9 protein-coding genes are annotated in these 13,415 nt (G+C 72.2%); 3 read left to right on the forward strand and 6 right to left on the reverse strand.

Translation table 11 applies throughout. The annotated features are described in order from the left end of the window. Positions 1 to 51 precede the first annotated feature (51 nt). Positions 52 to 2,031: a PAS domain S-box protein gene (locus OWM54_RS25735; RefSeq protein ID WP_324289148.1), complete on the forward strand. Its 1,980-nt coding sequence runs from the start codon at positions 52 to 54 to the stop codon at positions 2,029 to 2,031. A gap of 28 nt (positions 2,032 to 2,059) precedes the next feature. Here OWM54_RS25735 and OWM54_RS25740 read toward each other — a convergent pair whose 3' ends face one another. Both OWM54_RS25740 and yedA read right to left on the reverse strand, forming a co-directional pair. Further along, the gene (locus OWM54_RS25740) at positions 2,060 to 4,351 is read right to left on the reverse strand and encodes a hypothetical protein (RefSeq protein ID WP_267699213.1); all 2,292 of its coding nucleotides are present in this window, start codon (positions 4,349 to 4,351) and stop codon (positions 2,060 to 2,062) included. A gap of 116 nt (positions 4,352 to 4,467) precedes the next feature. After that, entirely contained in the window at positions 4,468 to 5,412 is a 945-nt protein-coding gene (gene yedA / locus OWM54_RS25745) for a drug/metabolite exporter YedA (protein WP_267699214.1), read from the reverse strand. Between the two features lie 260 nt (positions 5,413 to 5,672). Here yedA and hrcA point away from each other — a divergent pair, with 260 nt between their 5' ends. Continuing rightward, positions 5,673 to 6,704, forward strand: coding sequence for a heat-inducible transcriptional repressor HrcA (gene hrcA, locus OWM54_RS25750; protein ID WP_267699215.1), 1,032 nt, complete (start codon positions 5,673 to 5,675; stop codon positions 6,702 to 6,704). A gap of 32 nt (positions 6,705 to 6,736) precedes the next feature. On the opposite strand, the gene OWM54_RS25755 is transcribed toward hrcA, so the two are convergent. From OWM54_RS25755 to OWM54_RS25765, 3 genes are all read right to left on the reverse strand, one after another. Beyond that, positions 6,737 to 9,607: a carboxypeptidase regulatory-like domain-containing protein gene (locus OWM54_RS25755; protein ID WP_267699216.1), complete on the reverse strand. Its 2,871-nt coding sequence runs from the start codon at positions 9,605 to 9,607 to the stop codon at positions 6,737 to 6,739. Positions 9,608 to 9,659: 52 nt separating this feature from the next. Then, positions 9,660 to 10,565 (reverse strand): lipid kinase, encoded by a 906-nt coding sequence (locus OWM54_RS25760; RefSeq protein WP_324289149.1) that lies wholly within the window; start codon positions 10,563 to 10,565, stop codon positions 9,660 to 9,662. Between the two features lie 471 nt (positions 10,566 to 11,036). After that, positions 11,037 to 11,897: a calcium-binding protein gene (locus tag OWM54_RS25765; protein WP_267699217.1), complete on the reverse strand. Its 861-nt coding sequence runs from the start codon at positions 11,895 to 11,897 to the stop codon at positions 11,037 to 11,039. A 163-nt stretch (positions 11,898 to 12,060) separates the two neighbouring features. Between OWM54_RS25765 and OWM54_RS25770 the strand changes: the two genes are divergently transcribed. Beyond that, the gene (locus tag OWM54_RS25770; RefSeq protein WP_267699218.1) at positions 12,061 to 12,531 is read left to right on the forward strand and encodes a transcriptional regulator; all 471 of its coding nucleotides are present in this window, start codon (positions 12,061 to 12,063) and stop codon (positions 12,529 to 12,531) included. Positions 12,532 to 12,686: 155 nt separating this feature from the next. On the opposite strand, the gene OWM54_RS25775 is transcribed toward OWM54_RS25770, so the two are convergent. Further along, positions 12,687 to 13,403, reverse strand: a complete 717-nt coding sequence (locus OWM54_RS25775; protein ID WP_141326661.1) for an HAD family hydrolase — start codon at positions 13,401 to 13,403, stop codon at positions 12,687 to 12,689. Between the last annotated feature and the right edge of the window lie 12 nt (positions 13,404 to 13,415).

Raw genomic sequence — 13,415 nt, forward strand, 5'->3', positions numbered from 1 at the left:
CCTAGCCTGTCCGGCCAGTAAACGGTCGGGGCATACCTTGCTCCTATTTCAATGACGCCTAGCGAACACATCTCCGCCGAACGCCCGCAGGACAGCAGCACCCGTTCCAGGGCGAGCATCTTGATGGTGGACGACCACCCGTCCAACCTGCTGGCGCTGGAGGCCATCCTCGAGCCGTTGGGGCAGGAGCTCGTCAAGGCGACGAGCGGCGAGGAGGCGCTCAAGTTCCTCCTGCAGCGCGACTTCGCCGTCATCCTGATGGACGTGCAGATGCCGGGGCTGGATGGCTTCCAGACGGCCACGCTCATCAAGCAGCGCGAGCGCACCCGCACCATCCCCATCATCTTCCTCACCGCGCTCAGCCGCGACGCGGCCCACATCTTCAAGGGCTACGCGCACGGCGCGGTGGACTACCTGCTCAAGCCCTTCGACCCGGAAATCCTCCGCTCGAAGGTCAGCGTCTTCGTGGACCTGTTCCTCAAGGAGCAGCAAATCCAGCGGCAGGCGGCCTTGCTGCGTCAGCGCGAGCGCGAGGCGATGGAGCGGCAGAGCGAGCTGCGCTACCGGCGGCTCACCGAGTCGCTGCCGGAGGTGATGTGGGCGGCGCGCGCGGACGGCTCGTTCACGTACGCGAACCGCGCGGGGCGTGACTACACGGGCATCCACGAGGAGCAGCCGCTGTCCTTGAGCACCTTCCTGGAGTTCGTGCACCCGGTGGACCGCGAGGAGATGCGGCAGGCGTGGGAGACGGCCATCCGCTCCAGTCAGCGGGTGGAGCGCGAGTTCCGCCTGCGCCGGTTCGACGGGGTGTATCGCTGGCACCTGGCGCGCGCGGTGCCGGAGCGGGACGAGACGGGCCACGTGGTGGGATGGATTGCGGTGGCCACGGACATCGACGACAAGCGCCGCGCCGAGGAGGCGCTGGGGCGCTTCAAGATGACGCTGGACGCGACGCTGGACTGCGTCCTGATGTTCTCGCCGGACTCGCTGACGTTGACGTACGCGAACGCGGGCGCGGCGAAGCAGCTGGCGAGCACCACGGATGAGCTGGTGGGGCTGTCGGTGCTGGAGGTGGAGGGGGCGTTCGACGAGGCGGGCTTCCGCAAGCTGCTGGCGCCGCTGGTGAGTGGGACGCTGCCCAGCCAGACGTACTCCACGACGCACCGGCGGCGGGATGGCAGCGAGGTGCCGGTGGAGGTGGTGCTCCAGTTCGTGTCGGCGGCGGAGGGGCCCGGGCGGTTCATCTCCGTGGCGCGCGACATCACCGAGCGGCAGCGCGCGGAGACGGCGCTGCGGCTGGCGAGCGAGGCGAAGGACGCGTTCCTGGCGGCGGCGAGCCACGAGCTGCGCACGCCGCTGGCGGCGGCCAAGGGGCACGCGCACCTGGCGCTCCTGAAGCTGGGGGGCGAGACGGAGGCGGGGCCGGGCAAGTCGCTGAAAATCATCAACCGTCAGATTGACCGGATGGCAAAGCTGGTCGAGGACCTGCTGGACATCAGCCGGCTGCAGGCGGGCAGGTTGTCGCTGGAGCTGGAGCGGTTCGACTTCAGCCAGCTGGTGCACGAGACGCGCGACCGGATGGCGGTGCTGTCGCAGGGGCATGAAATCCAGGTGGAGACGCCGGAGCACCTGGAGGGCATCTGGGACCGCGGGCGGCTGGACCAGGTGCTGACGAACCTCTTGTCCAATGCCATCCGTTACTCGCCGGAGGGCGGGGCGGTGCTGGTGCGGCTGACGGGGGAGGGGAGCGAGGGCGTGCACCTGTCCGTGAAGGACAGCGGCGTGGGGATTCCCAAGGACAAGCAGGCGCTCATCTTCGAGCGCTTCGGCCGCGCGCACGGCAGCAAGTACGGCGGACTGGGCCTGGGGCTCACCATCAGCCAGGGCATCGTCGAGCAGCACGGCGGCCGCATCTGGGTGGAGTCCCCGGGAGTGCCGGGACAGGGCTCCACCTTCAACGTGTGGCTGCCGCGCGAGACGGAGGTGCCGGGCGTGCACCACACGCAGCCCGGCCCGCGCACGGCGAGCTGACGAGGGGCGCGAGGGCGCCCCCCTCGCGTCACAGGTTGAAGCCCACGTTGCCCACGGAGATGCTGGGTCCGAAGATGAAGGACCAGCGGCTCGAGTCGACGACGGAGCCGTCCGAGCGGCGGGTGATGTCGTCGCGGAACTCCCGCGCCACCCACGCCTGCGCGCCCACCGCGGCGCCCGGGCCGATGGGCACCCGCAAGCTCAGCCCCATCACCACCGCCAACGTCGGCGGGAACTCGATGTCGCCGGACTGGGGAATCAATCCCATGCCCATCAGCCCCATCTCGAAGCCGAGCAGCCGCTCCTGGCCTTCGTCATTCAAGAGCGCCAGGCGCGACACCACGCCGAAGTTGAGGATGAGCTGACCGCTGGGCTCCGTGGCTCGGTAGAGACCCGCCGGAATCGTCGCCGTCGTGTACAGCCGCAGCCGCCCGCCGCTGACGATGGCCGTCCACTGCGCCGACGGCAGCCCCGAGCGGTCCGCCGTGCTCAGCGCATAGCGCGACTCGTCCGCCACCAGCGACACCTGCACGAGAATCCGGTCGAACTGGCCCAGCTGCCCCGGCACCGGAATCGTGCGCGTCTCCCCCTGCGGCCGCAGCAACATGCGCTGCTCCACCTGGCTCTCCCCGCGCGCCGAACCATCCGGCTTGGTGACGCCGATGCGCAGCACCACCTCCTGCGCGCCCTGCTCGGGCTTGAGCCGCTCGCGGTGGATGACCACCCGACAGGAGTTGCGCATGGCGTAGTCGATGCGGTGCGGACGGCTGGGCTCCAGCACCCGGTCCTTGCCGTCCTTGTCCGCGCACACCAGCTCCACCACGCTCTCCACCCGGATGGGCACGCTCGCCTCGCGCACCGAGCGCTGCACCCGCTCCGTGACGACCACCAGGTCCGTGGTGGCCAGCTCCCCCGGCAGCGTGGAGAGCTGATAGCCGAAGCGCAGCGACACGAAGCCGCCCGCGGTGGGCTCGCCCTGCACGTACGTCGTCCCGTCGCGCGTCGTGACGGTGTACGCGCCCGCCACGGGGCGCGGCACGAAGCGCCCCTGCTCGCCGCTGGCCGCCACGTGCAGCTCCGCGGGCCGGTTGATGGGGATGAAGTCGATGGTGCCCTGGTCGCCCAGCTCCAGCGACGCCCTGGGCACCGGCAACGGCTGCGTCCTCGTCGTGTCCGACGCCACCACCGAGCCCTCCACCCGCGACGTCTGCGCGCTCACTGTCACTTGCTGCTCGGACGTGCCGCCGGTGCGCAGGAGCACGTAGGTGCCGTCGGAGGCCTTCACCACGCGCTCCACGCGGGCGCGCTGGTCGTTCATGGCCCAGAGCAGCTTGCGCGGGTCGTGCTGACAGGACACGTCCAGGCGGACCACCATCGCGGAGTTCTCCGCGTCGCGCAGCACCGTACCGTCCACCGCCGTCAGCGGACACGCGAGCACCGGCAGCGTCTCCACCAGCACCTGGTCCAGCGCCTCGCCGCGCGCGAAGTAGATGCGCGGCGCGAGCCTCAGCCGCAGCGTCACGCTGACGTCCACGCCCGGCACGTTGCGCAACGACACCGAGCCCTCGTTCACCTCGCAGCGCACCGGACCGCAGTCCACCGACGCCAGCGCCTCCGAGTGGCTCAGCGCCACGAAGCCCGGCCCGCGCGACACGTCCACGCCCGCAGACTGGATGAGCGGCTGGGTGAGCACCACGCGCCCGGGACGCAGACGGAAGGTCTCCGGGTCCACCACGTTGCCGGACGCATCGAACGTGGTGACGTCCTTGCCCCAGCGCCCATGCGGCGGCGTCCAGTACAGCGCCGCGTCCGTGGGCAGCCCGCGCGCCACCGGCACCGTGCAGTTGCCCGGGCCTCGCTCCACGGAGGGCGTCAGGCACACGTCCTGACCCTCCATCAACGTCGGCTCGGCCACCGTGCGCGGCGTGCCGCTCCAGGCGACGCCCACGTGCGACAGCCCCGTGCCGCGCAGCTCCACCCGGCCCTCGTCGGGGAAGAAGTTGGTGCCCGCCGCGTCCACGCGCGGGAAGGCGCCGGTGGCGATGACGGTGACGCGCTCCTCCGTCGTCTCGCACTGGCCACCCGTGGGCGCGACCTTCAGCTCGAGGATGCGCGCGTCATCCTGCTCCACGCGCGCGGGGGGCTTGAGCGAGCGTCCGTCCGGCGACAGCGTCCAGCCGGCCCTCACGGGGCCACACAGCGTGCCCTTGGCGGTGACGGGGACGCTCGGGCCTCCCTCGGGGACCTGGATGACGGGAGCGGCGGTGGACACGCCCGTCACGAGCAGGCAGGCGAGGCAGAGCGCGCGAAGGGATTCCATCCCTCCGTTAAACAGCCCGAGACACAACCCACGTCAAGCGCCGTCTGCCCTCGCCGCCCCGGGTTGACACCGCACGTGTGTCCCCCCGGGCACGGCGGGTCCGCGAACGTCGTCCCTCAGCGCTTGCGTGTCAGCAGCACCACGGCGCCAAGAATCGCGGCCATGGCCACCCACGCCAGGGGACTCAGGGATTCGCCGGCGAACACCGCGCCCAGCAGCACCGCCACCACCGGGTTGACGTACGCGTAGCTGGTGGCGAGCGAGGGGCTCGCGTGCCGCATCATGTACGCATACGCGCTGTAGCCCACCAGCGAGCCGAACGTCACCAGGTACGCGAAGGCCGCCCACGCGCGCGGCTCCGGCATCACGTCGAACGATTCGCCGCGCAACAGCCCGAAGAGCAGCATCAGCGCGCCTCCGCACAGCATCTGCGCCGCGGGCGCCATCAGCCCCGTGGGCATGGGCATGCGCCGGCCCAGCACCGAGCCCAGCGCCCAGCTCGCCGGCGACACCAGCAACACCAGCGTGGGCAGCAGGCTTCCGCCCAGCTCACCTCCCAGGTTGAGCAGCACGATGCCGCCGAAGCCCACCGCCAGCCCCCATCGCTCCAGCTTCCCGGGCCACTGTCCGAAGAGCCCACCGAACAGCGCCGACCACATGGGCAGGCTGCCCACCACCAGCGCCGCCACGCCCGAGGGCACCCACTGCTGCGCGAAGACGAGCCCGCCGTTGCCCACGCCCAGAAGCAGTGTGCCCACCACCGCGCTCGCGCCCCACTGTCGCCCGGTGGGCACGGGTGTGCCCTTGAGCCACAGCGCCGCGAACATCAGCGTCCCCGCCAGCAGGAACCGCGTCCCTGACGCGAGGAACGGCGGCATGCCTCCCTGGAGCACCCAGCGGATGGCCAGATAGGTGGACCCCCAAACGAGGTACAGCGTCACCAGGCACAAGAGGAGGCGGCCGCGCGGGGCGCTCGGGGTGGGCGTGTCCGCGAGGGAGACGGAGGTGAGGGTGGGGGCGGGAGGCGTGGACAGGGATGACGCGGCGGATGAGGCGGTCACGGTGGCGCGGCTTGTAGCGTCGGCGCACCCCGTCGGCCATGTGAGCATTGCCATACCCCACAGTCGGTCGTTCTCCCGGGCGATACAGTGCGAGTGCACGCCCGCTCGGACGCTGGCGGACGGGGCGCGGTGGGGGCCCGCTGTCGGCCGCTCGGCGGATGGGGCGTGGATTGAACCCGCGGACGCGCTTTCTTACACTTGGGTGTTGGAGCGGTGGCCGCGAGGTGGTGGGCCACGGGCTCCCAAGTGAGAGCGCCTGGATGTCCGAAGAGCTGGGTGAACGCGAGAAGGAAGTCCTGCGAGCCGTGGTGCAGGAGTACATCTCCACGGGCGGGCCGGTGGGCAGCCAGCAGCTCACCCGGCGCCCTGGGTTCGAGGTCTCCTCGGCGACCATGCGCAACGTGCTGGCCGACCTGGAGGAGCTGGGCTTCCTGGAGAAGCCGCACACGTCGGCCGGCCGGGTCCCCACGGATGCGGGCTACCGCTTCTACGTGGACACGCTCGTCAAGCTGAAGGACCCGACGCCCAGGGACCGGGAGCTCATCCACGCGGGCCTGTTCCATGAGGCGAACCTGGAGGAGATGCTGGGCGAGGCGAGCCGCATCCTCCACTCGCTGACGCGGCATGCGGGCGTGGTGGTGACGCCTCGGCCCGACTCGGCGGTGTTCCGGCGCATCGAGTTCGTCCGGCTGCGCGAGGACCGGGTGCTGGCCATCCTCGTCGGGCAGAGCGGGCAGGTGGTCAACAAGGCCATCACGGTGGACTTCCCCATCACCTCGGACGAGCTGATGCGGGCGAGCAACTTCCTGTCGGAGCTGCTGCACGAGGTGCCGCTCGAGGAGGCGCGCGAGCGCATCCGCGCGGTGATGGACCAGGAGCAGGCGCTCTACAACGCGCTGACGGCGAAGGCGCTCAAGCTGGGCGCGGCCGCCACGGACCTGCCGACGACGGAGCGCGTGCTCATCCAGGGCACCGGCTCCTTCCTGGAGCAGCCGGAGTTCGCGGACGTGGAGCGGATGCGAGCGCTGTTCAAGGCGCTCGATGAGAAGCACCGGTTGCTGTCGCTGCTGGACCGGGTGCAGCGCGCGAACGAGATGCAGATCTTCATCGGCGCGGAGAGCGACTTCTCGGCCGCGGGTGACGTGACGGTCATCGCCAGCCCCTACGGGAACCAGGAGCAGGTGCTGGGCACGGTGGGCGTCATCGGCCCGACGCGCATGGACTACCGGCGCGTGATTCCGCTGGTGAACTTCACCGCGCAGGTGCTCTCGCGCGTGCTGGAGAAGGTGTAGCCCGACGCAGGGACGGGCGCGTGCCGCGCGGCCTATTCCGCGCGGGTGGCGAACAGCTCGCGCTCCTGACCTTCGCGTCGCACCTGGAGCCGCACGGGTGAGCCCGGCGTGCCCCGTGTCCTGGCCTCCGCCTCCGCGCGGTCCCTCACCACGAGGCCATCCACGGAGACCAGCCGGTCTCCCACCACCACGCCCGCGCGCGCGGCGGGACCGTCCGGCGTCAGCCACGCGACCTCCACCGAGCCGCGCGCCTCGCTGAAGCCCGCCCCCACCGTGCCCGGCTGCGCGCGGCGCGGAGACACCGTCACGTCGCCCACGTCCGTCGTCTCGCCCGGCTTCACCTTCACCGCGCGCGTCTCCACGCGGCCCTCGAACGGCATCAGGCGCACCGTGTGCGGCCCGGGGCGCACGTCCGGGAGCTGGAAGCGCCCATCCGGACCGGTGTGCGTGTCGGGCTTCGCGGACACGGGCTGGTCCAGGAACACCGCCACGCCCGCGGCCGGTCCCCCATTGCGGGCCCACACCGCGCGCCCCGCGATTCCCGCGGCGCCCGTCCCCTCGAGCTCCACCTCCACCTCGCTCGCGCCGCCCGGCGTCAGCGCCACCTGCGCGGAGCCCGTGCGCCCGTCTCTCGCGCGCACGTGCACCTTCAGCGCCTGTCCCGGCGCGTCGAGCAGCTCGAACGTGTCACCCGTGAAGTGCCGCGTCGACGGCGCCTCCGCCTCCCAGGGCAGCTCCTCGCCGCTCGCCTCCGTCAGCGTCAACGTGAAGCCATCCGGGGGGGTACCCCCTTTCGCGACCAGTTTCCCGCGCAGGCGCGCCGCCGGCTTCAGCCGCAGCTCCACCAGACCCTGACCCTCGCTCACCGAGGGCACCCTCACCGTGCGTCCCGCGTTGTACGCCGCCAGCTCCGCGAGCGGCGGCGCGCCCTGGGGACGCGTGGGGACCTCGAACGTGCCCTCCTCGTTTGCCTGCACGCGCAGGATGAAGGGCATGTCACCGCCCTGCACCGCCGCGACGATGGCGAAGGGACTGGGGGCGCCGGAGGGCTCGCGCACCGTGCCGGAGATGCCGCGCTCCTCGAGCAGCACCAGGTCCTGCTGCACCGCGCTCCCCGCATGGACCGTGACGCTGGGGTCATCGTCCTGGAAGTAGATGAAGCGCGCGCGCGGCAGCACCGCGGTGAGCTGGTACACGCCCGCGGGCAGCTCCATCGAGTACACGCCCTGCGCGTCCGTCTCCGCGTAGCTGATGTTCGCCGCGCCGCCGCCCGTCGACGTGCGGGCCACGGCGCGCACCAGCGCGGGCTCGGACGGAGGCTTGCCGGACGCCTGCGTCACGCGGCCCTGCACCATGCCGGTGTCCGCCAGCACCAGCGTCGTCCAGACAGACCGCTTCGGCAGCAGCGTCTCCACCTTCTCCGTCCATCCCTGGACGCCCTCGCGCCGCGCGCGCACGTGCACCTGTCCGGGGACCAGCTCCCGGAACGCGAACGCGCCCCTCGCGTCGGTGTGCGTGGTGCGCGCCGCCACACCCGAGCGGCGGCCCGCGTCCAGGCGCACCTCCGCGCCCTCCACGGGCGTGCCGCGCGCGTCCTGGACGATGCCCTGCAGGCTGGCGCTCGCGGGCTCCAGCTCGAAGTCCAGCTGCGTGAAGACGCCGGTGCCGACCTCCACGTTCGCCTTCATGCCTCGCGAGAAGCCCGGCGACTGGACCACCACGTCGTAGCTGCCTGGAGGCAGTCCCAGCCGGTAGATGCCGCCACCGCCGAGCGTCGTGCGCGCGAGCTCCCCCTGGCTGTCCGCGGGGTGCACCACCAGCTCCGCGGAGCGCACCGGGAAGGCGACGTCGGTGGAGCGCACCTCGCCCGTCAGGCCACCCTCGGCGCCCAGCGTGAGGGTGAGGCCGCGCAGCGTCTGGCCGGGGCCCACGAACAACGTCCCGGGCGCGCGACCGACCGCGTCGCCACGCTGCGCGGTCAGCACCCAGTTGCCCATGCCCACTTCCAGCGCGAACCCGCCGCCCTCGCTCGAAGTCGTCTCCAGGGGCGTCAGGCCTCCCGTGGCCCGCACCCGCGCGCCAGGGGCGGGCTGCCCCTTCGCGTCCACGACATACCCCTCCAGCGTGCCCGCGCCCCACAGCCCCACCACCAGCTCCCCCTGCTGGGGGACGTGGAGGAAGAGCAGCTCGCGGCGACTGAAGCCGGGCGCCTGCGCGGTGAGCCGGTAGCGGCCGGGCGCGAGGCCTGACAGCTCGAACTGGCCACGGCCGTCGCTCGTCGCCGTGGCCGCCTCCTCCGCGAGCTCCACGGGCTGGGCCCAGGAGAAGGCCGTGCCCGGGTAGGGATGGAGCGTCACCTCGGCCAGGGGCACCGGCTCACCGCCGCCCTCCTCCACCGTGCGGCCTCGCAAAGTCACGCCCTCGGTCAGCGTCAGCTCGACCACCGTCTGGGGCAGGTCCTCCGGGCGGGTGGCCTCGCGGCGCGCGGGGGCGTGGCCCGGGGCTTGCGCCGTGACGAGATAGTCACCGGGGCGCGCGGGGAGCTGGACGGTGCCGTCCGGGCCCGTGGTCCCCTCGCTGGTGAGTCGCCACGTGGGCTCGCGGCGTTCATCGGGAGGCCGGCGGAAGGCGCGCACCTTCGCGCCCGCCAGGGGCCCCTGGGGCCCGGTGACGCGCACGAGGAAGGTGCCCTCGTCGGGCGTCACCGGCGTGTCACGCGGCGTGGCGGGCGCGGAGCTTCCAGGGGCGGGCCGCGTCGTCTCGCCGTTGAGGGGGCGAGGCGGGGTGGGCTCCTTCGCGGGGGCGGCCTCGCCCTGATGCGGGACTCGGAGCCAGAGCAGGAGCACGGCGCAGAGGGCCAGGAAGGCGGCGATGATGAAGGGACGGTGGAAACGCTGTCGCATGGCTCGTCCTCGCGGAAAGGCCAGCGTAAGCCACCCTGAAACAATTCGGAATTCAGGAGGGCGCGGGGGCGTAGACGCGCAGCGCCGCGGGGGCCACCTCGAAGCGCATGGGCGTCATCCCGATGAGCTCCCCGTCCGCGTTGATCTCCTGGGCGGGCGTGGCCTCGACGTAGAGGCGCGCGGCGCGCAGCGAGGTGACGGCGGGGTGGTCCACATGCTCTCCGCTGCGGAGCGACAGGGCCACGCGCGCCAGGGTGGCCAGGTCCTGGAGCTGGCCCAGGCCCGTGCCGTCGCGGCCCGAGCTCGCCGACGGGGCCTCGATGGCGTAGACGTGCAGCCGTCGGTCGTCCAGTCGCGCGTCCGGCGCCACCATGATGCCCGCGCCGTGGTAGCGGCCATTGCCCACCACGAGCTGGAGCACGTCCATCTCCACCTCCTGTTCGTCCGCCTTGAGCCGGATGCGGAAGGGCTTGAGGTCCATCACCTCGGCGGCGGCGGCCACGGGATAGGCGAGCACGCCGGCGCGCTGCTTGAGTCGCTTCGTCAGGCGCTTGGCGATGGCGGTGGCCAGGCCCAGGCTCGCCGCGTTGAGGAAGGGGCGACCATTGGCGAGGCCCACGTCCACGCGCGCCGCGTAGCCCCGGGCGATGACGTCGCACGCGGCCTCCACGTCGGCGGGGATTCCCAGCGAGCGCGCGAAGTCGTTGCCCGTGCCCAGCGGCAGCACGCCGAGCGTCACGTCGCGACCCAGCAGGTGGCCCACAGCGCCGCTCAGCGTCCCGTCTCCACCTCCGACGAGGATGCGGCGCGTGCCCCGCTCGAGCAGCTGTTCCAGCACGCGGCGCAGTCGTCCGCTTCTGGACAACGCATGGCTCTCCGCCAGCACGACACCCCGGGAGGCGAGGGCGCTCCTGGCGAGCGCATAGGCTTCCCGGCCCGAGCGGGACTGCGTGTTCACGACCAAAGCCGCGGGGCCCTCGTCGAGAGGCAGCCGGCGGGGAGGCTCGATGAGCGCGGGTTCCAGGGACCTTCTCCTTGTCGCGTGGTCGGCAAGATGTGCACGCCCCGTCCGCGAGGCCAGCGGGCCCCGGAGGACGAGGCTCGCGGCGAGCGCGGGGCCGGGAGCCTCCTCCTGGGGCCAGGCCCTCCATCCGGAGGGTGAAGGGCTCGGTGTGGGCCTGCGAGCCCGCCCGACACGACGGAGGACGTCATGGCTCCATGCGTGGGGCCGGGCTCCTGGGGATCTCCCGTAGGGCGGAGCCTCGGGTGGACGCAGCGGCTTCGTATCGGTGGGGCACCACGGGCCTGGCGGCCGCAGCGGGTGGACGCAGCGGCTTCGTGTCGGTGGAGGCGTTCGAGCGACCCTGTCCGCCGCACCGGGTGGTCCCCGCAGCTTCGTGCCGGTTCGGCGGCGCGCGGACGCAGCGGCTCAGCGCTCCGCGTCGTGGCCTTCGGTGATGCGCTGCTGAAGGGCTTCTCTCAGCGGTAAGGCCTCCGCGGTGCTCAGCACGCCGTCCGCGTCGGTGTCGTACGTGGTGAGCACCTCCGCGCGCCGCTTCCAGGCCGCCTCCACGCGCGCCTTGCGCAGCGTCGCGCGCTCCGATGCATCGAGCACACCATCGCGATTCACATCGTACGTCTCGAGCCGCTCCCGTCGCAGGAGCTCCCAGCGGGCGCGCCGCGTCTCTCGCACGGCCCGTCGCTCGGCCTCATCCAGGACGCCATCGCCGTTCGTGTCGTACTGCTCCAGTCGCTGCGCACGCAGGCGCTGGCAACGTGCCTCCATGGCATCCCCCAGCGCGGCGCGCTCCTCGGGCGACAGCGCGCCGTCCGCGTCCTGGTCGAAGACCCAGCGCACACGCCAGAAGGCCTGCGGTCGGACACGCCGGCCCTCGTGCACCCGTCGGGAGTCGAGGCTGTCGCGTCGCTCGCCCAGGTCCACGCGCAGCGCGCGAAGCTCTCGCCGTCCCAGCACACCATCCGCGTTCTCGTCATGGCGGGCCACGACTCGAGCGCGGTGCGCCTCGAAGTCGCACACGTCACCGGTGTCCGTGGGCTCGGTCCGCCCGTCCTCCAATTCCTCCTCCACCATGGCCTCCAGCCGTGGCGTGTCCGCGTCCACCACCGCGTCCTCGCCGAGCCCGCCCTCTTCCTCGGCGAGCGCGAGGTAGGACGCGGCCTCGCGGACATGGGGCGCGGCGGCTTCGTCCGAATCGGGGCCGCAGGCGGTCAGTCCCCACGCGAGGGCGAGGCGCAGCGTGGCGGCGAGGATGCGGGTGCGTCGGTTCATCGGATGCGCTCCGGGTGAGGGGCCGCGGTGTCCGGCCTCGCACGGCTCGAACCTCTTGGGTGGGAAGAAGTTGCCGCGCCCCTTCCCTGTGCATGGGCGGCTGCGCACCTTCCAGGCAAGGCCGGCCCTGTGCCGGTGGAGCACACAGCCCGGAGGGCGACGCATGGCACGAGGAAGCAAGGCGAAGTACACGGCGAAACAGAAGCGGATGGCCGAGCACATCGAGAAGGGCTACGAGGACAAGGGCACTTCGGAGAAGACCGCGGAGGCTCGGGCCTGGGCCACGGTGAACAAGCTCACCGGTGGCGGCATGAAGGGCGGCTCCGGCAGCAAGGCGAAGGCGGCGCGCCGTCGTCCCAAGGCCCGCGCCAACGCGCGCAAGGCCGGAAGCAAGGGAGGCCGCCGGACGGCCACCAAGCGCGCCACGTCCAGCCGGAAGTCCACCGCGCGCAAGCCCACGCGCGCTACGCGCTCCGGCAGCAAGTCCACCGCGCGCCGCACGGCCGCCAGGCGCGCCACGGCCCGTCGCTCATCCACGAGCAGCCGCTCTCGCGGCGGCACGGCGCGCAAGACCACCAGCCGTCGCGGCACCACCGCCCGGCGGACCTCGCGCGGTGGGCGCTCGCGCAAGTAGCAGTCCCCAGGTCAGGCGCCTCCATCTCGAGTGAGGCGGTGCGCCTGGCCTGTCATGCGTTTCGAGCCAGGCTCGACGAGGTGCCTGACGCGCGCCAGCGGGAGAGCAGGACCCGATGCGCCGTCCGGAGTCCGGCGGCGCATCGGCGCACGCGCTCAGCGCGGCTCTTCATCCTTGGCGGCGGGCGACGCGCCCGGCCCGTTCCACGGCCACTCCACCGAGGACTCCTCGGCCAGCCGCAGCAGCTCCCCCGCGTCCTTCACCAGCGTGCGGCAGCCCGCCGCGCGCAGGTCCTCGGCCAGGAAGCCCCCGGCCAGCACACCCACCGTGGGCAGGCCCAGCTTGCCGGCGGCGAGCGCGTCGTAGGGCGTGTCCCCCACGACCACCGCGGTGCTCACGTCCGGGCGGCCCAGCCGCGCCAGCGCGCTCTCGAAGATGTCCGGGTGGGGCTTGCTCTTGTCCACCTCGTCCTTGCTGGCCTTGGCCTCGTACAGGCCCTCGATGCCGCACAGCCGCACGTAGTGCTTGAGCTCCTCGTCCTTCGCGCTGGACGCCAGCGCCAGCCGCCGCCCCTGCTGACGCAGCCGCTGGAACAGCTCCCGCACGCGCGGGAAGGGCCGCACCTTGGGCAGGAACTCGTCCAGGAACAGCTTGGAGCGGTACTCCTCGATCTCCTTGCCGAAGCGCTCCAGCTCCTCGTCGTTGAAGAACACGGGGATGAGCTGGTCGGCGCCCTTGCCAATCTGGCTGCGCACGTGCGCGAAGGGGACATCCCGTCCGAAATGCAGGAACGAGCGTCGCCACGCCTCGGCGTGCTCGTCCACCGAGTCCACCAGCGTTCCATCCACGTCGAAGATGACGTTCTCCACCATCACTCGCCTCCC

The organism is Myxococcus sp. MISCRS1, assembly GCF_026626605.1.
Classification (GTDB): Bacteria; Myxococcota; Myxococcia; order Myxococcales; family Myxococcaceae; genus Myxococcus; species Myxococcus fulvus.

Coding starts and splice junctions, on each gene's coding strand:
- OWM54_RS25735 (WP_324289148.1), top strand. CDS start 52: ATGACGCCTAGCGAACACATCTCCGCCGAACGCCCGCAGGACAGCAGC.
- OWM54_RS25740 (WP_267699213.1), bottom strand. CDS start 4,351: ATGGAATCCCTTCGCGCGCTCTGCCTCGCCTGCCTGCTCGTGACGGGC.
- hrcA (WP_267699215.1), top strand. CDS start 5,673: ATGTCCGAAGAGCTGGGTGAACGCGAGAAGGAAGTCCTGCGAGCCGTG.
- OWM54_RS25755 (WP_267699216.1), bottom strand. CDS start 9,607: ATGCGACAGCGTTTCCACCGTCCCTTCATCATCGCCGCCTTCCTGGCC.
- OWM54_RS25765 (WP_267699217.1), bottom strand. CDS start 11,897: ATGAACCGACGCACCCGCATCCTCGCCGCCACGCTGCGCCTCGCCCTC.
- OWM54_RS25770 (WP_267699218.1), top strand. CDS start 12,061: ATGGCACGAGGAAGCAAGGCGAAGTACACGGCGAAACAGAAGCGGATG.
- OWM54_RS25775 (WP_141326661.1), bottom strand. CDS start 13,403: ATGGTGGAGAACGTCATCTTCGACGTGGATGGAACGCTGGTGGACTCG.